At 56.2% G+C, this 21,079-nt stretch carries 15 protein-coding genes; 12 read left to right on the plus strand and 3 right to left on the minus strand.

What is annotated here, in order from left to right; all coding sequences use genetic code 11:
• Positions 1-108: 108 nt before the first annotated feature.
• The 3 genes from FGL37_RS14075 to FGL37_RS14085 all read right to left on the minus strand — a co-directional run bounded on the left by FGL37_RS14075 (position 109) and on the right by FGL37_RS14085 (position 2,466).
• Positions 109-1,182, minus strand: a complete 1,074-nt coding sequence (locus FGL37_RS14075) for a FecR family protein (RefSeq protein ID WP_028069727.1) — start codon at positions 1,180-1,182, stop codon at positions 109-111.
• A gap of 115 nt (positions 1,183-1,297) precedes the next feature.
• Entirely contained in the window at positions 1,298-1,891 is a 594-nt protein-coding gene (locus FGL37_RS14080) for an RNA polymerase sigma factor (RefSeq protein ID WP_028069728.1), read from the minus strand.
• A 185-nt stretch (positions 1,892-2,076) separates the two neighbouring features.
• Entirely contained in the window at positions 2,077-2,466 is a 390-nt protein-coding gene (locus tag FGL37_RS14085; RefSeq protein WP_028069729.1) for a VOC family protein, read from the minus strand.
• An 81-nt stretch (positions 2,467-2,547) separates the two neighbouring features.
• Between FGL37_RS14085 and FGL37_RS14090 the strand changes: the two genes are divergently transcribed.
• The 12 genes from FGL37_RS14090 to FGL37_RS14140 all read left to right on the plus strand — a co-directional run bounded on the left by FGL37_RS14090 (position 2,548) and on the right by FGL37_RS14140 (position 21,075).
• Entirely contained in the window at positions 2,548-3,714 is a 1,167-nt protein-coding gene (locus FGL37_RS14090) for an MFS transporter (protein ID WP_028069730.1), read from the plus strand.
• Positions 3,715-3,718: 4 nt separating this feature from the next.
• On the plus strand, positions 3,719-4,468 hold the full coding sequence (locus FGL37_RS14095; RefSeq protein ID WP_028069731.1) for a DeoR/GlpR family DNA-binding transcription regulator: 750 nt from the start codon (positions 3,719-3,721) through the stop codon (positions 4,466-4,468).
• Positions 4,469-4,547: 79 nt separating this feature from the next.
• Positions 4,548-6,179 carry a SusR family glycan utilization regulator gene (gene susR / locus FGL37_RS14100; RefSeq protein ID WP_197734473.1) on the plus strand — a complete coding sequence of 544 codons (1,632 nt, stop codon included), beginning with the start codon at positions 4,548-4,550 and terminating at the stop codon, positions 6,177-6,179.
• A gap of 225 nt (positions 6,180-6,404) precedes the next feature.
• Positions 6,405-7,814, plus strand: coding sequence for an SGNH/GDSL hydrolase family protein (locus FGL37_RS14105; protein WP_037533140.1), 1,410 nt, complete (start codon positions 6,405-6,407; stop codon positions 7,812-7,814).
• Complete coding sequence (locus tag FGL37_RS14110) at positions 7,815-10,364, plus strand: glycoside hydrolase family 38 N-terminal domain-containing protein (RefSeq protein ID WP_197734474.1); 2,550 nt, start codon at positions 7,815-7,817, stop codon at positions 10,362-10,364. It abuts the gene before it with no gap.
• A gap of 22 nt (positions 10,365-10,386) precedes the next feature.
• Positions 10,387-12,723, plus strand: coding sequence for a GH92 family glycosyl hydrolase (locus FGL37_RS14115; protein WP_028069735.1), 2,337 nt, complete (start codon positions 10,387-10,389; stop codon positions 12,721-12,723).
• Positions 12,724-12,725: 2 nt separating this feature from the next.
• The gene (locus tag FGL37_RS14120) at positions 12,726-15,434 is read left to right on the plus strand and encodes a glycoside hydrolase family 2 protein (RefSeq protein ID WP_138096872.1); all 2,709 of its coding nucleotides are present in this window, start codon (positions 12,726-12,728) and stop codon (positions 15,432-15,434) included.
• A gap of 9 nt (positions 15,435-15,443) precedes the next feature.
• Entirely contained in the window at positions 15,444-17,204 is a 1,761-nt protein-coding gene (locus FGL37_RS14125; RefSeq protein ID WP_262709464.1) for a GH92 family glycosyl hydrolase, read from the plus strand.
• A complete protein-coding gene (locus FGL37_RS25940) occupies positions 17,158-17,721 on the plus strand; it encodes a glycoside hydrolase domain-containing protein (protein ID WP_262709465.1) in 564 nt (187 codons plus the stop codon). The genes FGL37_RS14125 and FGL37_RS25940 overlap by 47 nt, the downstream gene beginning before the upstream one ends.
• Positions 17,722-17,807: 86 nt before the next feature.
• Positions 17,808-19,535, plus strand: a complete 1,728-nt coding sequence (locus FGL37_RS14130) for a RagB/SusD family nutrient uptake outer membrane protein (protein WP_051606803.1) — start codon at positions 17,808-17,810, stop codon at positions 19,533-19,535.
• 57 nt (positions 19,536-19,592) lie between these two features.
• Entirely contained in the window at positions 19,593-20,048 is a 456-nt protein-coding gene (locus tag FGL37_RS14135) for a DUF5004 domain-containing protein (RefSeq protein WP_160169484.1), read from the plus strand.
• Between the two features lie 37 nt (positions 20,049-20,085).
• Positions 20,086-21,075 carry a DUF4961 domain-containing protein gene (locus FGL37_RS14140; RefSeq protein WP_028069739.1) on the plus strand — a complete coding sequence of 330 codons (990 nt, stop codon included), beginning with the start codon at positions 20,086-20,088 and terminating at the stop codon, positions 21,073-21,075.
• The last annotated feature ends 4 nt before the right edge of the window (positions 21,076-21,079 follow it).

Here is a 21,079-nt window from a genome sequence, read left to right on the forward strand (position 1 = left end):
CTGGATTCGCCGTCGCAGCCTGTTGTGTTAATTAACGATTTTAGGAGTATGCCTGGCATGCTCCTTTTTTTATGTCCATTCGATTATGTCACGGTGTCGTTCATAGGGTTAGTTGTATTGATCAGTTAAATAAATTGCGATGGTACGCGGACCTGTTTTTCGGTAGCTGAAGGGGATACTGCTCCGCAGACTTTCGAGTACATATTGCAGCTCTTCGCGATCGTCAAATGCGGCGGTATATTTGCGTGCACTGATGTGCGGGTCCTGAAATTCGATCTGTATATTATACCAGCGTTCCAGCGTTTTGGCGATCGATGATAAGGGTTCGTTGACAAAGACCAGCTTCTGCTGGGTCCAGGAGGTTTCGGCCAGCCGCTGTTCGGCGTCGTACTGGGTGACGGTCTCCATTTTGTAGTCCTCTGGCTGCGTTTCGGTGGGGACGCTGCCTTGATCGGCCAATTTCTTGTCCCGGACCGCCGCAACGACCTTGTCCTTGGGCTTGAGACGAATAGGGGATTTCGCCTTGCCCCTCAGGATGACTTCGGCACTGCCCTCAATCAGAGAGGCGGCCGTAAGTTCTTCATTGGCATAGGCCCGGACATTGATGGTGGTGCCCAGCACACGTACCTGCAGCGCTTGTGTGGCCACGGTAAACGGCAGCGCTTTGTTTTTGGCGACTTCCATATACGCTTCGCCGACCAGTTTTACCGCACGGTCTGTTTTGCCAAATCCTTCGGAGACCTCCAGTTTGCTGGCGGCATTCAACTTCACAAGGGTGCCGTCCGGCAGATGGATAGTTTTCTTTTCGGCAGGCTGTGTCTGGTAAGCGACCGTCCGGGTCGGGTAGAAATGATACTGGTAAAGCCATAGGGAGGCCATCAGACACAAGAGCGCTACAGCTGCTGCCGCATACAAGTCCCACCGTCTTCTGCCGCCTGCCGTGCTGACCGGAGGATGCAGCTTCCCGGCCAGCCGGGCATAGTTCTGCTCAGCATCGATCAGGTAAAGGGCATCGTGCATATCCAGCAGTTCCTGCCGGGCCCGCGCGATCAGCGCCGCCTGTTCAGGATGCTGTTTGATATAGTTTTCCCATTTCCGGATTTCAGACGCATCCTGCTTTACGGCATAGCGAAAGAAAGATTCATCCAATATAAAATCCTGAATAGACTGGTATGCACTCATGGTCTAAAAATTAGTCGTTTAATTAGATAGAGCGTGCCCGACGCGATTTTTACCAGTCATTTTTTATAAAAATTGTAAACTGCTGTAAGTCTGTGTGTTATTTTTTTTTAAAATCTTAAAAGAAGATCAGCAGCGGAAGGATCTGTTTGAGGTTTTTGAGCTTGGTATCCTTCTTCAGTGCATTGATGGCGGTATGGATCTGATTGTACACAGCCCGTTTGGTCAGGTTGGTCTGCCGCGAGATTTCATCGTAGCTCAGCCCCTCATAATAGCGGAGGAGTATAAGTTCCCGCTGGCGTTTGGGCAATTGGAGAATGGCATTTTTGAGGATGGAGATCCGTGTATTTTCTTCCTGCCGGATGATGAACTGGAATTCTTCGATGTCCACGGCTTCGGCATTGTCATTATTTTCCAGAAGTGTTTCAAACTTGTTGCTGCTGCTGAGGTCCTTGACCAGCTGCCGCTGGTAGCTTTTAAAAATATAGTTGCCGACATGGCTGGCGGAGCTTATGCTGTCGCGCTTTTCCCAGAAATAAAGAAAGGTGTTGTTGATGCTGTCTTTGAGGCTATCACGATCGTCGGTGTACCGCAGTCCATACTGCAGCAGACTCTTGTAATAAGACATGTATAATTTCTGTAAAGCAGCCTGTTCTCCACTTCTTAGCGCTTCCCACAATTGTATTTCCAGTATGTCTTGATCCTTACTCATGAATATCTTTACCTTACAAAGGTAACATTATGCATATATTAAACCACAATGTTTTCATAAAAAAGACTACTTATTTTGTAGACTTATTTCCAGATGCCTATTTTGGCTGTCATGTATCCGTGCCACTAACGGCTGTCCTTTGTTCAGAAGGACAGCCGCTCGCATACAGATGTCCGGACACCTGCTCAGGCCACAATTTCGATGGGATTGCCTTCGGGGTCCAATACCACACTTTCGTAATAGCCGTCGCCGGTGGTCCGTGGTTCTCCGGCGATGCTATAGTGATCGGCACGCAGGCGCTCGGTAAGCGCATCCACGGCCGCAGGGCTGCCCACCCGAATGGCAATATGGGTGTAGCCCTTGCTGCTGCCCCTGCTGGACGGCGCAGCGGCGATACCGCTTCGGTGCATGAGTTCCAGCCGCGCACCCCCATCTCTGAATGTCAGGAAATAGGAACTGAATCCTTTGCTCGCATTGGTATACTTCGCACTGCTCGACGTACCAAAGTAGGTCGCGTAAAATTGGCGCATCATCTCCAGGTCATCGACCCAGATCGCCAGATGTTCTATTCTCATCGCTATTCGATATTAGCTGTGTTTATTTGCAATATTATGCAAAATTGCATAATATTGCAAAGTTAGTTATAGATAATGAGAATGGATAGAACGATACAAAAAGCAAAGACAGCGACGCAGTGTATATTTTTGGTCTGCGGACTGGCAATCGCAAGCTGGGCTCCGATGGTACCTTTTGCCAAGGACCGTCTGGGCATGAACGAAGCCGAACTGGGTATCCTGCTGCTGTTTCTGGGCGGCGGGGCTCTGCTGATGATGCCCGTCTCGGGCTATCTGATCGGCAGGGTGGGGAGCCGCAAGGTGATACTGGTGTCGGCCTTGCTGTCGGCACTCATACTGCCTTTTCTGCTGCTGGTGTCGGATCCCTATCTGATGGCCCTGGTGCTGCTGCTATTCGGCGGGAGCATCGGCACGGTGGATGTGGCCATGAACGCGCACGGCGTACAGGTGCAGAATGCCTTTGGCCGGCCGGTGATGTCGTCCCTGCACGGTCTGTACAGTGTAGGTGGTCTCTTTGGGTCGATCGGGCTGGGTTTTTTAATGAAGATGGGCCTCGATCCCATCTACGCCGCCATGTTCATTTCGGCCCTGCTGATCGTCTTACTGGCTGTTCAGTATCCGCAGCTGCTGAGCCATGCTGCCGAAAAGGAGGTGATCCGACAATATTCGCATGTGGATGAGGCTGCTGCCGCACAGGGCCGTTTTCAATGGCTACGGGGCAGTGTGCTGGTGCTGGGACTGCTCTGTTTCATCACCTTCCTGTCCGAGGGGGCCATGCTGGACTGGAGTGCTGTGCTGCTGCGGGACAGCAAAGGGCTGCCGCCTGAATTTACGGGTATAGGCTATGCGGCGTTTTCGGTGGCCATGGCAGTCATGCGGCTACAGGGGGATGCGCTGATCAGCAGGCTCAGCAGCATGGTGGTCGTCATCGGTGGAAGCCTGCTGGCTGCCCTGGGGATTTTTGTTTTGCTGTTTAGCCCCTGGATCGCCTTGTCGATGGCCGGATTTGTCCTGTTGGGCATGGGCGCGGCCAACATTGTGCCGGTATTTTTCAGTGAGGGCGGGCGCATCGACGGACTGTCGCCCACGGTGTCCATTCCCGCCATTTCCACGATCGGCTACGCAGGGCAGCTCGTGGGCCCCGCGCTGCTGGGCTTTATCGCCCACCATTTTTCTTTGACTATTGCCTTCGAAACAATAGCTTTGCTCTTTGTAATGGTGGCCCTTATCTATAAATTCAAAAAGTAGCATCATGTTAAAGGAAGAACGCTTTGAGATCATTCTCCGTGAACTGAACAGCAGGGCGAAGGTCAAATTTGAGGAGCTGGCCCTGCTGCTGGGGGTATCGGAGGATACCATACGCCGCGACATCGACGTCCTGTACCGCAATGGCCTGCTTTCCAAGACACGGGGCGGTGCCATGCTCCGCGAAAAAGATCCGCTGACCTTCCATGACCGGCAGTCTTTTCTCACCCGCGAAAAGGATATTATCGCGCTGAAGGCGCAGCAGCTGCTCAAAGATGGCATGACCGTCTTTGTAGATGGCGGCACCACGGTCTGGGCGATGATCAGCAGCATGCCGCTCGAAAGGCGCATCCGCATCATTACCAACAACTTGTCGGTTGTCCCCGTCGCCGAAAAGTTCAAACAGGTGGAACTGGTGCTGCTCGGCGGAAATTATGAGCCGGATCTGGCCATCACCTCGGGCATGACGACCTGCGCGGAAGCGGCCAAATACATCGCAGACCTCTTTATTATGGGTACCTGCGCGGTGGATCCGCAGCTGGGGGTATCGGCGGTATCGGCTGCCGATGGTGAGACGAAAAAAGTGATGCTGCAATGTGCCAAAAGGACCGTCGCACTGGCCGCTCAGAATAAGCTTTATCAGACCGAGCACTTCAGGGTCTGCGATCTGGATGCGCTATCTGCTCTGATCACCGATCTGGATGCCAATGATCCGGCACTGGATCCCTTTCGGAAATCGGGCCTGCAGATGATGTGATGCAGATCCGGAGTCCCACTATGTTTGTCCGCACGGCGCATCGATAAAGCAATAAATTTTTGTTTATCTTTGGCTTGGATTGATCAATTACATACCTGTGAAAGCGAAACATATTATTCTTGTCTGTATCCTTGCGATAGCGAACTGTACACCTTCTTTTGCGGCAAACGTCGACTCGCTGCTGCGCGTGCTGGACGGGGCCATCAAAGACAGGCCTGCTTACCTCAGCCGCAAGATCGGGCAGATCGATGCGGTCAGGCACAAACTCAGCCGGCAGTCATCCTTGAAAGAACGGTATGATATCCAGAATCAGCTTATTTTTGAATTTCAGACGTTAAACTGCGATTCTGCCCTGGCCTACATTGAGCATAATATCGACATTGCGGAGCAGCTGGGCGACAAGATGCTGCTGAGCGAGAGCCGCGCCAAGCTGGCCTTTGTACGGGCCATTTCCGGCCTGTTCACGCAGGCTGCAGATGTGCTGCAGCAGATCGACTACGGCCGGCTGCCCAATCACCTCAAGGTGCTGTATCACTGGAGCAATATCCGCTACTACGAAAACCTGATCAAGTATACCGACAATACACGCTATACGGCCGACTACGAACGGGCCATTGCACAGTCCCGCAGCAGCCTGATGGGCCTGCTGGACAGCAATTCGGAAATGTACCTGAAAGAAAAATCCTTTGCGCTGAAGGCGGCCGGCAGATTCCGGGAATCAAAGGATATCCAGCTGCGGCTCTTTGCCGGCGAAAAGCCGGATACCCATGGCTATGGCATGGCTGCGATGGGACTGGCCCTGATCTATAAAGAGCTGGGGCAGATGCAGGAGGCCGAACAGTACCTGATCCTGGCGGCCATCACCGATGTGCGCCTGGCCATCAAAGAGAACGAATCGCTGCTCACCCTCGCGGTTTACCTCAACCAGAAAGGGGATGTCAACCGTGCTTTTACCTATATCCAGGCAGCGCTGGATGACGCAAACTATTATAACTCACGGTTCAGAAACACCGTCATTGCCCGCACTCAGCCCATCATCGAGGCGACCTACCTGGCCAAGATTGAGCAGCAGCGCAAAAATCTGCGCATGTATGCCATCGTGATCAGCGCCTTTGCGGTGATCCTGATCCTGACGCTCTATTTCCTCTTCAAGCAGATCCGCAGCGTGTCCCGCGCCCGCAAAAAACTCAATGTGACCAACGGGCAGCTTACGCTGGTCAACCGTAAGCTGGATGAAGCCAACCTAGTGCGTGAGCGCTACATCGGATATTATATCAATCAGTGTGCGGTATATCTCGACAAGCTGGACGAGTTCCGGAAGAATGTACACCGCAAGCTCAAAAGCCGGCAGCTGGATGACCTGATGCAGCTCACCTCCTCCGGCGAATCGCTGGAGAAATATGCGCAGGATCTATACACGGATTTCGACCGTACCTTTCTCGAAGTGTATCCCCATTTTGTCGACGAGTTCAACAGCCTGCTCAGGCCCGAGGAACGCTACCAGCTCAAGAAGGACCGGCTCAATACCGAACTCCGTATTTTCGCGCTGATCCGCCTGGGGATTTCGGACGTTCACCAGATCGCCGTATTTCTGCGCTATTCGATGCAGACCATATACAATTACAAGAGCAAAGTCAAGAGCAAAGCCCTCGGCGACAGCGAGCATTTTGAGGATAAGGTCCGAAAACTGGGTGCTGTACCGACAAACTGATTCCAAAACATTTACCAAATCCTGATTTTGGGTTTGATGTAAATTGTTGATTTTTAGTGTATTGATTGCTTTTTGGGTTTAAAATCATTTACCGGGAGCCCTACCTGCTGATTCAGGTGGGGCTCCTGCGTTATACATTTGTTCCAAGGGAAATGACGCCCGTGCAAAGACCAATTTTCATAAATCTATCACTGCGATAACTGCCGGCGTCACAATATTAATCTTATGGGAACATATTCTAAAAAACTCTTTTTAGCGGGACTGAGCATTCTCCTCTCTGTGGGAACAGTCCTCCGTGGCCTTGGGCAACAGATAGCGCCTTTTAAAGATGGCGACCGTGTCGTCTTCCTGGGCAACAGCATTACCGATGGGGGCCATTATCACGCGTATATCTGGCTATATTATCTCACCCGCTTTCCGGGACTGAAGCTTCAATTTTTCAATGCGGGCATCGGGGGCGACCGGGTGGTGGAGATGCTGCGACGCCTGGATGGCGACGTGTTCAGCAAAAAGCCCACGGTGCTGATCACCACCTTCGGCATGAATGACTCGGGCTATTTCGAGTACAATGGCGCCGAACCGCAGGTGTTTGCGGATACCAAGGTGAGGGAATCCCATGAGGCCTTTAAGGACATGGAAAAGCGCTATAAACAGCTGGTGGGTACACGGCTGGTGCTGCTGGGCAGTACGCCTTATGATGAGACCGTGCAGATCAAGGACAATACGCCGTTTAAGAATAAAAATAAGGCCATGCAGCGCATCGTCGACTTTCAGCGTGAATCGGCCAGGGCCAACGGCTGGGAATTCTTTGATTTTAATGAACCTATTACCGCCATCAATGTGCAGGGTCAGCAAAAGGATCCCGGTTTTACGATTTCGGGAAGCGACAGGGTGCATCCGGACAACAACGGGCATATGGTCATGGCCTACCTATTTTTAAAAGCTCAGGGCTTTGCGGGCCGTGAGGTCGCCACGGTGACCGTCGATGCGGCCCGGCAGCGGGTCGAGCAGGCCAGCAACTGTAGGGTGGACGGGCTGCGCCGCTCGGCAGCTGCACTGGAGTTTGACTACCTCGCGGCGGCACTGCCTTACCCGCTGGATACCACGGCACGGGGCTGGGGCGCCAGATACAGTCAGCACGATGCCGTCGGGATCGTGCCCTTCATGGAGGAGATGAACCGCGAAACCCTGCAGGTCAAAGGCCTCCGGGGCGACCAGGTCCTTTGGATAGATGACGAACAGATCGGCACCTGGTCCGCAGCGGACCTGGCAAAAGGGATCAACCTGGCCGCACAGACGCGGACTCCCCAGTACCAGCAGGCCCTCAAGGTCATGTACCTCAACGAGGAACGCTGGGAGATCGAACGCCGCTTTCGGGATCTGGCCTGGGTGCAGTACAACTTTTTCCAGCCCCGGGGACTCCTGAATGCCGACAACCGCAAGGCGATCGAAGTCATGGACCAGCACGTGGCCAACGATGGCTGGCTACGCGCCAAAAGGGACCTGTATGCCAAAGCGATGCATCCCGAAGTGCGGGCGGCCTGGCAGAGCCAGATCGAGGACCTGCAGCGCCGTATGAACGAAGTAAACCAGCCTGTAAAACATCGCATCCGCCTGGTGCCGGCAAAGAAATAAATGATGGGAGCACGACAGCGTTTTTGGACCGGGCTCTGCCTGCTGCTGGCCCCTATAGCGGGACTATGGGCGCAGCAACCTTATTTTGTGGATGGCTATCACGGTGGCATCTATGGGCATTACCCGCTCTGGGTCACCTCCTTTATGCTTGACCACCTGGACAAGCAGCCGGCATGGCGTGTCGGGCTGGAGATCGAGCCCGAAACCTGGGATACCGTTAGGCTCAAGGATCCGGCGGGCTACGCCCGCCTCAGGCAGTGGAGCACGGATCCGCGGCTGGACTTTACCAACCCGACCTATGCACAGCCTTACCTCTATAACATCTCGGGCGAAAGCATCATCCGGCAGTTTGCCTATGGCATGGCCCGCTACCGCCGGCATTTTCCGGATATCCGCTTTACGACCTATGCCGTGGAAGAACCTTGCTTTACCAGCAGCCTGCCGCAGCTGCTGCGGCAGTTTGGCTTTGACTATGCCGTGCTCAAATGCCCCAACACCTGCTGGGGCGGCTACACACGGGCACATGGGGGCGCCTTCCTGAATTGGGTAGGCCCCGACGGGACGGGCATATTGACCGTGCCCCGCTATGCCAATGAGGCACTGGAGCAAAATTCCACCTGGCAGACCACGGCCTGGGCCAATACATCCTCCTACTGGAAGAGCTGCTTTGATGCGGGGATCAGCAATCCCGTCGGCATGTGTTATCAGGATGCGGGCTGGGACAAGGGCCCCTGGCTAGGTGGCGGCAATGAGCTGCCAAACGGGGTGCGTTACAGCACCTGGACTGAATATTTTAAGGCCGTGGCTCCCGGACAGCCTGCACCGGACTGGCGCCTGAGCCAGGAGGACCTGCTGGTCAACCTGATGTGGGGCAGCCAGGTGCTGCAGCAGATCGCACAGCAGGTGCGCACCGCAGAAAATAAAATGATCCAGGCCGAAAAGATTGCCGCCATGGCCTATATCGAGCGGGGCTTTGTCCCCGACAGCAGCCGTATGGACGAGGCCTGGCGGACCTTGATGCTGGCTCAGCACCACGACTCCTGGATCGTGCCCTACAACCGTCTGCACAAGGGCCAGACCTGGGCACAGGCGATCCGCCAGTGGACAGACAGCAGCATTGCTGCCGCCGAAGACATTATTGCTGCCGCGGATGCAGCGTACGCCGTCGTGGCGCCGGACCGCCAGGCTCCGGGCTTTGTGAGGGTGTACAATACGCTTGCGGCGCCCCGCACAGACCTGGTGCAGGTGGCCCTGCCCGCGGCTATGGGGCAGCTTCGGGTGCTGGATAGCCGCGGGCAGCTGATCCCCAGCCGGCAGCAGCGGACGGCCCTGGGACAGCAGCTGGAATTTAAGGCGGCGGTGCAGGGCTTTGGCTATGCGACCTACCGCCTGGCTGCCGGTTCCGGCAGCCAGGCTCCGCACAAGGGGGTGCAGTTTGATGCAGAGGGCAACTGCATCCTCGAAAATGATATGTACCGGATCGTGCTCGACCGAAAACAGGGCGGCACCATCCGTAGCCTGAAGGCCAAATTTGCCGGGCAGCAGGAGTTTGCCGCCCAGCAGGGGACATACCGCATGGGCGAGATCGCCGGACACTTTTACGAGGAGGGCAGATTGCATTCCTCCAAAGACCATCCGGCAGTATTCCGGATCCTCCGGGATAATGCGCTGAGCACGCTTGTCGAAATAAAAGGCCAGATCAACGGTCATCCTTTTGTGCAGCAGCTCGCGCTGGAGGCTGGCCAGCAGCGTATCGATATGGACCTGCGTATCGACTGGAAGGGCAATGTGGGCATCGGCGAATACCGGCAGCAGGAGCGCTGGACCGACAACAGACGGGCGTTTACCGACGACCGCTACAAGCTGAAAGTCATGTTTCCGGTGGATTTTGCCGGGGGCAAAGTGTTTAAAGATGCACCTTTTGACGTGACCGAAAGCCGGCTCGAGGATACGCATTTCGGGCAGTGGGACCAGATCAAAAACAACGTGGTGCTGCACTGGCTGGATCTCTACGATGCCGGTGGGCAGCGGGGACTGGCGGTGCTGACCGACCATACGGGCTCGTATGCGCAGGGCAGTGACTTTCCGCTGAGCCTGACCGCCCAGTACTCGGGCAAGGGCCTCTGGGGCATGGACTACAGCATCACGGGCCCCCTGCATATACGCTATGCGCTGATCCCACACCGGGGAAACTGGCTCGAGGCCGATATCGCCGGACACAGCAATGCCTGGAACGAGCCGCTGGTAGCCAGGTATCACCGGCAGCTGGACGTCCACGACCGGCAGCTGGTCCGCCTGCCCGGGGGGCCGCTGGAGATTTCGGCGCTGCACCTCGATCAGGGGCAGCTCAAGCTGCGCCTGTACAACGCGCAGCCCAATGCAAGCAATGTCCGGCTGAGCCTGAATTTTCCGCTGCGTGCCCTGCGGGCGGTGCAGCTCAACGGCGCCGACCTCGGCGAGGTGGCGCTGACAAAGAAAAAACAGCAGGAAGCGGCCTTCGATGTGAAAATACCGCCGTACGGCATCCAGACTTTCCTGATCAATCCTTAACCTGTAAAATGCACGAATAGATATGAATAAATTAACTGGACTGCTGACCTGTTGTATCGCCGCACTGGCACTGGGGATCACTTCCTGTGCGAGCCGCGGCCATCGGCATGTGCCCAGTCCGACAGCTTATGTGAATCCTTTTATCGGCGCCAGCACCAGCACCGGAGCTGCGGGCGTCTACCACGGTCTGGGCAAGACCTTTCCGGGGGCAACGACACCTTACGGCATGGTGCAGGTGAGCCCCAATACGATCACCGGCGGCGACAACAGCCCCGGATATAGCGATGAGCACCGTACCATCGAAGGCTTTGCCTTCACGCAGATGAGCGGCGTGGGCTGGTACGGCGACCTGGGCAACTTCCTGGTCATGCCCACCACGGGGACATTGCATACCATCGCCGGAAAGGAGGATGGCAGCCTGCAGGGCTACCGTTCGCCTTATGATAAGCAGGGCGAAACGGCCAGAGCCGGTTATTATGCCGCCCACCTGGGGCGCTATGACATCAAGGTGGAGGCCACGGCAGCGCCGCATAGTGGCATGCTCCGCTTTACATTTCCCGAAAACAGGCAGTCGCGGATACAGATCGACCTGGCGCGCCGGGTGGGCGGCACTTCCGTGGAACAGTATGTACAGAAAGCCGACGATCATAGCATCCGCGGCTGGATGCGCTGCACGCCCGAGGGCGGTGGCTGGGGGGATGGCGACGGCAAAGCCGATTATACGGTATACTTCTACGCACGTTTTGACAAACCGCTCAAAAACTATGGCGTCTGGTCTGCCGATATTCCGAAAGACTGGAAGCGCAAGCGCGACGATGTCGTCTCGCCTGCCTATCAGGCCCGCGTGGCGGCAGCAACCGTGACCCGGGGCATCGACGCCATGCAAGGGCGCCATCTGGGGTTTTTCTCCGAATTTGTCACCCATGCGGGTGAGCAGGTCAACCTGCAGGTGGGGATCTCCTTTGTGGATATGCAGGGCGCCGAAAATAATTTCAGGGCTGAGATGGAGGGCAAAGACTTTGACAGGATCCGCGCCGAAGCGGAGGCGGTCTGGGATACGCAGCTGTCAAAGGTCGATATCCGGGGCGGCACGCCGGACCAGAAGACCATCTTCTATACGGCGCTGTACCATACCATGATCGACCCCCGGACTTTTACGGATGTCGACGGCCGCTACATCGGTGGCGACCGCCGGATCCACCGGAGTGAGGGCTTCACCAAACGTACGATCTTCAGCGGCTGGGATGTCTTCCGCTCGCAGTTCCCGCTGCAGACGCTGATCAATCCGGCGCTGGTAAACGACGAGCTGAATTCGCTGATCAGCCTGGCAGAGCAGTCAGGAAAGGAATATTTTGAACGCTGGGAGCTCTTAAATGCCTACTCGGGCTGCATGATCGGCAACCCCGCACTTTCGGTGCTGGCAGATGCACATGCCAAGGGCATCCGTGGCTATGATGCCCACAAGGCGCTGCACTATGCGGTCAATACCTCACGGCGTTTTGGCAATGATTCCCTGGGCTATACCGCGGGCGCACTCAGCATATCCAACACACTGGAGTATGCCTACACCGACTGGTGCATCGCCCAGCTGGCGGCGGAGCTCGGTGACCGGACCACGGAACAGGCTTACCGGACCAAAAGCAGGGCCTACCGCGCTATTTTTGATCCGCAGAAGGGCTGGTTCAGGCCGCGCAGGGCCGACGGATCCTGGGAGGACTGGCCCGAGAATGCCCGCACCAAGGAATGGTACGGCACCATCGAAAGCAACCCCTACCAGCAGGGCTGGTTTGTGCCGCACGATATCCCCGGCATGATCGAGCTGATGGGCGGCAGGGACAAGACCCTGGCCGACCTGACGGAATTTTTTGAGAAGACGCCCGAAAATATGCTGTGGAACGAATATTATAATCACGCCAACGAACCGGTGCACCTGATTCCTTTTCTGTTCAATCACCTGCAGGCGCCGCACCTGACGCAGAAGTGGACACGCCTGATCTGCAACCGGGCCTACAGCAATTCGGTCGAAGGGATTGTCGGCAACGAAGACGTGGGCCAGATGTCAGCCTGGTACGTACTGGCGGCCGCGGGCATACATCCTTCCTGCCCGGGATCGACGCGCTACGAGATCACGAGCCCGCTGCTGGAGGAAGTGGTCTTTGCGCTGGATCCGGTATATTTTCCGGGAAAGGCCTTCCGCATCATCGCCCATGGCAACTCGGAGGCCAACTGCTATATCCAGCGGGCGAAGCTGAATGGTCAGCCGTACAACAAAAGTTATATTGATTTTAAAGACATGGTGGCGGGAGCCACCCTGGAACTGTATATGGGACCGCGTCCCAATAAAAATTGGGGAATCTAATAATGACACGATTAATTTATATCCTGCTGCTGCTCCTGCTGGCTGCCCCGAACAGGGCTCAGGTACCTGAGCTGTCGCTCAATAGCAGCAATACGGCCGTCCGCTGGGAGATCAAGCCCAAGGACGAAGTGCCGCAGTCGGGGCTGGAGATTTCGCAGCCCGGCTTTGTGCTGAAAGACCCCGTCAGGGGCATTGTCCCGGGGGTGGTCTTTACGGCTTATGTCAGTCAGGGTCTGGTGCCGGATCCCAACTATGCGGACAATATCTATCGGGTGGACGAAAAGTTGTTTAACCGGCCCTTCTGGTACCGGGGTACTTTTCGGCTGCCTGCGGGCTACAGCAAGGGACAGCGCATCTGGCTGCAGTTTGACAATACCAACCGCTATGCGGACTTCTTCTTCAATGGGGTGAAGCTGTCGGGGACGGCAACATCGACCCGGGATGTGAGCGGACATATGCTGCGCAGCAAGTTTGATGTCACGGCATTGCTGCGCGAAGGGGCAGACAACACGGTCGCTGTGCTGATCAGCGATGCGGACCAGAAAAAGACACGCAGCGATAAGGAAGCCTTCGGGGTGACCGCGAGTCCGACCTATCTGGCGGCAGCGGGCTGGGACTGGATGCCTTATGTGCCGGGACGCCTGGCGGGTATTACGGGCAATGTGTCGCTGCGCTCCGCAGGTGCCGTCACGCTGGAAGATCCCTGGATGCGCTCGGACCTCGAGAGCAACGAATTTGCTTACCTGGAGTTTTCCACCGACATCAACAATGCCAGCGACAGCACACAGCAGGTCGAGCTGACCGGACTCATACAGCCCGGTGGCATCCCTTTCAGCAAAAAGCTGTCCATCGCAGCGCATAGCAGACAGAAGGTATACATTACCCGCAATGAGGTCAAGGAGTTTGTAATCCACCAGCCTCGGCTGTGGTGGCCCAACGGCTACGGTGAGCCGCATCTGTACAGCTGCGAGCTGACGCTGAAGACCGGCGGCCAACTGTCGGATCAGAAGCGGATCCAGTTTGGCATCCGCAAATATGAGTACCAGTATGTGCGCAACCGTGCGGGCTGGCCGGTGCTCAACTTCTTCATCAACGGCAAAAAGGTGTACCTCAAGGGGGGCAACTGGGGCATGAGCGAATACCTGCTGCGCTGCCGCGGGGAGGAATATGGCCTCAAGGTGAAACTGCACAAAGACATGAACTATAATATGATCCGCCTGTGGACGGGATCGATTACCGACGATGCCTTCTACGACTATTGTGACCGCTACGGCATCATGGTATGGGACGACTTCTGGCTGTATGTGGCCTACAACGATGTCGCCAGCGACGCGGATTTCAAAGCCAACGCCCTTGATAAGATCAAAAGGCTGCGCAACCATCCGAGTATCGCCATCTGGTGCGGGGCCAATGAGACGCGGCCCAAGCCGGAGCTCGACAGCTACCTGCGCTCCATCGTGGCCCTCGAGGACCACAACGACCGCCTGTACAAGTCCAGCTCCAACCAGGATGGCCTGTCGGGCAGCGGATGGTGGGGCAATCAGCCGCCGAGGCATCACTTCGAAACCTCGGGCAGCAACCTGGCCTGGAACCAGCCGCCCTATCCTTACAGCGGCAGCTACGGCTATGGCCTGCGGACCGAAATCGGGACGGCGACATTTCCCAACTATGAGAGCATCGTCAAGTTTATCCCTCAGGATCAGCTCTGGCCGCTGCCCTCGGATGAACAGCTGAAGTCCGAAGACGACAACGTATGGAACCGGCATTTCTTTGGTAAGGAAGCGTCCAATGCCAGCCCCATCCAGTATAAGGCGGCGGTCGATACACAATTTGGCCCCTCGGACGGACTGCCGGCTTTTGCCGAGAAAGCGCAATACCTCAACCTGGAAGTCATGAAGGGCATGTACGAGGCCTGGAATGATAAACTCTGGGACGATGCTGCGGGGCTGCTGATCTGGATGAGCCAGTCGGCCTACCCTTCGTTTGTGTGGCAGACCTATGATTACTACTACGACGCGACCGGCGCCTACTGGGGGGCCAGACAGGCCTGCGAACCGCTGCACGTGCAGTGGAACGTGGCCAATAACAGTGTCAAGGTGATCAACACCAGCCTGCTGGACCTGGACTCGGCTTCAGTGACAGCCCGCGTCTTCAACCTGTCGGGACAGGAGGTCCCCGGCTATAGCCGCCGGGCCACGGCCTCGGTTGCCAGCAACGAGGCCCGGGAGGTATTCCGCCTCGGCCCCCTTAGCGGCGGCAGTGATCGCGCGCTGTCGGACCTGCATTTCATCAGGCTGCAGCTGCGCAGCAGCACAGGGGAGCTGCTGTCCGAAAATTTCTACTGGCACAATGGGCAGCGGGAACTGGACTACACAGCGCTCAACAGCCTGCCCCCGGCAAAGCTGCACTTCAGCTGGGGCGTAGACAGCAGCGATAGCAGCAGCTCAGGCCGGGTACTCACCGTCCGTAATGCCGGCAGCACCGTGGCCTTTGGCAACAGGCTGCGCATGCTGGACGGCCATACCGGAGAGCGTATCCTGCCGCTGATGATCTCGGACAACTACTTTACCCTGATGCCGGGAGAGGAAAAAATAATCCGGATCAGCGACCTGGATCCCGCACACAATGACCTCCGCCTGCTGTGGAAGCAGTATGGGCAGGCCGAGAAGCAGGTACTGAAATGGAAAGGGCGCAATCCGGATAAAAAATAGAAAAGCGATATGATGAAACTAAAATTATGGATGTATGGGTTCCTCGTTTTACTTGCCTGCCGGTTGCAGGCGCAGGAAGCGGACCTGGTCAAATATGTAAATACGCTGCAGGGTACCGACTCCGAGTGGAGCCTTTCCTACGGCAATACCTATCCGACGGTGGGGCTGCCCTTTGCCGTGCATTTCTTTTCGGCACAGACCGGCAAAAACGGTGATGGCTGGAAGTACCAGTATAAGGCTGACAAGATCAGGGGCTTTCAGCAGGTGCATCAGTGCAGCCCCTGGATGGGGGACTATATGGTATTTTCGCTGATGCCCGGCAGCGGGAAGCTGCAGGTCGATGAGCAGCAGCGGGCGCTGGCCTTCAGCCATGAGCATGAAGTGGCCAAACCGCACTACTATGCGGTCAGCTTTGACAATGGCATTAAAGCCGAACTGAGCCCTGTGGAAAGGGGAGCTCATATGCGCTTTAGCTTCCCCAAAAAGGAAAAGGCATTTCTGGTGCTCGACGGTTTTCTCGGGGAAAGTGAAATCCGGATCATTCCCGAACAGCGCAAGATCATCGGTTACGTGCACAACGGCCGCTTTGTGCCGCCGCAGATGCGCAACTATTTCGTGCTGCAGTTCAGTCAGCCCTTTACGGCCTATGGCACCTGGGCGAATGAGGACGGAACGCTGCAGGCAGGACAGCCGTATGCTGCCGGCAAGGGCCGGGGCGGCTACCTGGAATTCCGCCCGGGCACAAAGGTGGAGGTGAAAATGGCGTCCTCCTACATCAGCCCGGAGCAGGCTGCTCTCAACCTGGAGCGTGAATTGGGCCAGCATGGGACCTTCGAGCAGACCAAAAACAAGGCTTTCGGCATCTGGAACAAGCTGCTCAACCGCATACGCGTCGAAGGGGGCACCGAAGCGCAAAAGGCAACCTTCTACTCCTGCATGTTCAGGGCAAACCTGTTTTCCCGTAAGTTCTACGAGCTGGACCGGCAGGACAGGCCTTACTATTTCAGTCCTTATGACGGAAAGGTACACGCGGGCTACATGTATACCGACAATGGGTTCTGGGATACCTTTCGCGGGCAGTTTCCGCTCAGCAATATCCTGCACCCCGAGATGCAGGGCCGCTATATGCAGTCGCTGCTGGACGCGCAGCAGCAGGCGGGATTTTTCCCCACATGGTCCAATCCCGGGATGTCGGGCGTCATGATCGGCAACCATGCCATCTCCCTGCTCACCGATGCCTGGGTAAAGGGTATCCGCACGTTCAATCCCGACAGTGCACTGGCAGCCTATTACCATGAAGCGACCAACAAGGGTTTGTGGGGTGGCTCCAATGGACGCGAAGGCTGGAAAGACTATTTTACCAAAGGCTATATACCCTATGGTGAGATCCATGAAAGCACGGCCAAGACGCTCGAATATGCCTACGACGACTTCTGTGCTTACCAGCTGGCCAAGATGACAGGCAATAGCTTTTATGCGGATCTTTTCGCGCGGCAGATGTACAATTACAGGCATTTGTTTGACCCGGCGGCAGGCTTTATGCGTGGCCGCCTCCCGGATGGCAGCTGGCGTGAGCCCTTTGATCCGGTGGAATGGGGCGGCCCTTTTACGGAGGCCAACGCCTGGCAGTACACCTGGTCGGTGCTGCACGATGTCAACGGCCTGATCAATCTGCTCGGGGGGCACCGAGCGCTTCAATGCCAAGCTGGATACCTTCTTCACAATGGAGCAGCGCATCAACTATGGAACCTACAAACAGGAGATCCATGAGATGCGCGAGATGCTGCTGGCCAAGATGGGGCAGTATGCGCATGGCAACCAGCCGACCCAGCACGTGCCGTACCTCTATAATTTCAGCGGGCAGCCCTGGAAGGCACAGAAATATAGCCGGATGGTCACCTCCGGGTTGTACAATGCGACCGAAAGGGGCTATCCCGGCGACGAAGATCAGGGACAGATGTCCTCCTGGTATGTGCTCAGTGCCATGGGCATCTACAGTGTCTGCCCGGGCACGGACCAGTATGTCTTTGGCAGTCCCCTCTTTGAAAAGGTGACCATCAGGCTCGACAACGGACGGCAGTTTGTGATCCGTGCCGACAACAACAGCGAGCAGCATGTCTACATCCAGTCGGCACAGCTGAACGGCGTGCCGTACGACAAAAACTTCATCACCTACGGTGATATCCTGCAAGGTGGCGAACTGCATTTTGTGATGGGGGCACAGCCAAATTATGAAAGGGGAACTGCTCCGGCTTCGCGGCCATTTTCACTGAGCAGCCTGCAATAGGTATCTGAAATACATCGGGCGGAGGGACCAGGTCCTGAAGCCCAATAGGGATAAAAATATATTATTTCACTGTTTTATAACCAATTATGAACAAAAGCTATTTCGTGTATGCTGTGCTGGCGTTCGTTGCCTGCGCAGCCTGTAGCAAACAGGGATTTCTGGATCAGACACAGTCTTCTGACCTAAACGAAAGCGTGGTGTTTTCCGACAGTACGTATACCATCAATTTCCTGTCGGGCATCTATGCGGATATTGGATTTGCGACGGCACCGCGACGTTTTGGCGGCGGGGGGCTCGATGCGAGTACGGATGAAGCCGAAGGCGCCGGACTGGGCAGCATCAACACCTTCATCCAGTTTGCCACCGGAACGGTCAATTCCAATATCATTACGAATGATGCCTGGAGGACACCCTACACCAATATTCGCAGGGCGAATATTATGCTCAAAAATCTGCCTCATGCCCGTTTTGGCAACCCGATCAAGGTGCGTGTGAAGGCCGAAACCCGCTTTCTGCGGGCCTACTACTATTTTATATTGCTGGAACATTACGGCGGAGTCCCGCTGATGGGGGACAGTGTCTACCGGGCCTCGGATGTGATACCTGCCACCCGCAATACCTTTGCGGAATGTGTGGACTACATCGTCTCGGAATGTGATGCCGCTGCGCAGGACCTCCCCTGGGAGCATGCCGGCGAGGACTACGGCCGCGTCAGCCGGGCGGCCTGCTACGGGCTCAAATCGCGGGTACTGCTGTATGCTGCCAGCCCGCTGTTCAACGGTCAGCCACTGGCCGCGGATGGCCCGCTGCGGGAAGTGATCGCCTACCCCGTACCGGACCAAGGCCGCTGGCAGAAAGCCGCGGAAGCAGCAGCCCAGGTCATCGAGTCGGGGCACTATAGCCTGCATGTCAACAACGATCCGGAGCCCGGATTTGGCTTTTACCAGGTCTTCCAGCTGCGCAAAAATGAGGAGTACATCCTGGCCAGGATGCAGGAGGCCAACCGGGAACTGGAGGGGATCTGGCATCCGCCGACCTTCGGTGTCAGCAACCCCGGAGCCTATCCCTACCTCGAGACGGTCAACGCCTTTGGCATGCGCAACGGCCTGCCCATCGACGACCCGAATTCGGGATATGACCCTAAAAATCCTTACCGCGACCGCGATCCGCGCCTGGCCAATACCGTGACGCGCGACCAGTCGCTGGTCTTCCACCGGGATGGGCTGGCCCGCCGGCCGGTCAATATCTACATCGATAAGACCAATCCCAACAACGTGACCTCAGGGCAGGATGCCATCTACCGCGGTACACCGACGGGATACTATACGTACAAGATGGTCAACCGCGAGGTGGCAGCAGACTGGTTCAATACCTATACACCGCGCTGCCTGCCTATCATCCGCTACGCCGAGATCCTGCTCAACTATGCCGAGGCCCGCAACGAATACCTGGCGGCGCCCGACCGGGAGGTGTATGCGGCGGTCGAAGCCATACGTGAGCGCGCAGGGCTGCAGCCTTTTGCGCTGCCTGCCGGCCTGAGTCAGGCGGCCATGCGCGACATCATCCACAACGAGCGGCACAAGGAGCTTGCCTTTGAAGGACACCGCTTTTTTGATGTGCGGCGGTGGCGGCAGGCCGAAACGCTTGAAAACCGGCAGCTGCATGGTACAGAACCGGTGCGCACGGCCATGGGAACGGTTTACAACAGCATCAACGTACGAAAACGCGTATTTGACAAACGGATGTACCTGTGGCCGATACCACAGTCTGAGGTGGCCAAATCGCTCGACCTGATTCAAAATCCCGGATATTGATAGATGCGGCAATGGGCGCTGCCACAGCGCTCAGCCGACGGTAAACGAAAAAATAAAATGATGAAAAAGAACACGATACGACTGCTTCCGATGCTGATGCTCCTGTGCGCTGGGCTACAGTCCTGCACAGATGAGCTGGCCAAAATCCCGGCAGAAGAGCCGGCCAAAGATATTACGGGCGACTGGAAGGTGATCCAGCTGACACGCAACGGTGAAGACCTGGGCAGCCGTATGCTGCTCGACCACTTCAGGATAAGCTTTAAGGCCGATGGCACCTACGCGGTTGCCGACCAGCTGCCCTTTGTCGTCCACGGCAGCGGCACCTACCGGCTGGAGGATCCACAATATCCTTTTCACATCGTCCTGCGGCCCGCAGACGGTCAGGAGGATGTGCTGTTAAAGTTTCAGTTTCCCATTGTTAAGGGCAGACGCCAGCTCAGCTTATCGATGAGCCTGGGATGTGCGGGCAATTCGTACCAGTACGATCTCGAACGGCAGGACCCCGCAGATTAACAGGAGACAAGGTTATACACTATAGCAAGTTGTTTACATGAAAAAGATAAAAAAATATGCGATTTATGCCTTCTGCGCGATAGGGCTGTTTGTCACGGTCTTTCTGGTACAGTGCGGGCTTAAGGCAATTTCGGTCACGGTACCGGCCTCGGCAGCGGTCAATGAACGGGTGACCTTCACGATGCACTGCGGTGCCGAGCCGCGCATCCAGGGGGGCGGCAGCTACACCACCCAGCTGGTCGCCGGCATCATGGTGCCCAAAGGCTGGAATGCCCGTAAAAACCTGACGATGTCCTTTACCAGCCCCAAAGGCAACGGTACCATGCGGATCATTCCGGATTCGGAGCTCGAGCCCGTGTCGGGCCTCAGCTGGCATCAGGCGGCACGCAAAATGTTTGGCATCGGCCCCAATCTGGTGGACGACATGGAATGGATCGTCTTCCTGAGTACCCAGGCCTATTCCTTTGTCAATAACGAGGATATTGACTTTACGGTCAAAGCGGAATGTAATGTGGGCGCCGAAAATATGCTGGTGTCACTGGGCTTCTACATCGGTTCGTCCATCGAAAATCTGCGTCCCGAGGATACGGACTACAAAAAGTTTACTTTCTCCGCTCCCTTTGAAGTGACCGGCGGTGAGGGCGACCTGATCGACTTTATCAACCCCCAGCTGGGTACCGTGCAGCCGGTCAAAAGCCTGGACAACGATATCATCACGCTGACCTTTGACGGCGGCGTTGCCCATACCGTGCTGGATGGGGCTGAAGCGGTGTACCTGCAGGTGAAAGCCATCGACGAATCGGGCAAAGTGATTGCCGAGGTCAGCAAGCCGGCAGCGGAGACGGCCCTCAAAGATATCGGCGGCAAAAAATACCTGCTCGACATCTGGCCGAGGGGATTTTTTAAACTGGACAAGGACCTGCATATCGCCCGGCTGGAATATTTCTATACGGATGCCACCGGCAGCAAACGCGTGGGCTATGGCAATACGGACCAGCCGTTTAAATATACTTTTAGATGTGAGTGATCCG

The sequence above is a fragment of the Sphingobacterium thalpophilum genome, assembly GCF_901482695.1.
Classification (GTDB): Bacteria; Bacteroidota; Bacteroidia; order Sphingobacteriales; family Sphingobacteriaceae; genus Sphingobacterium; species Sphingobacterium thalpophilum.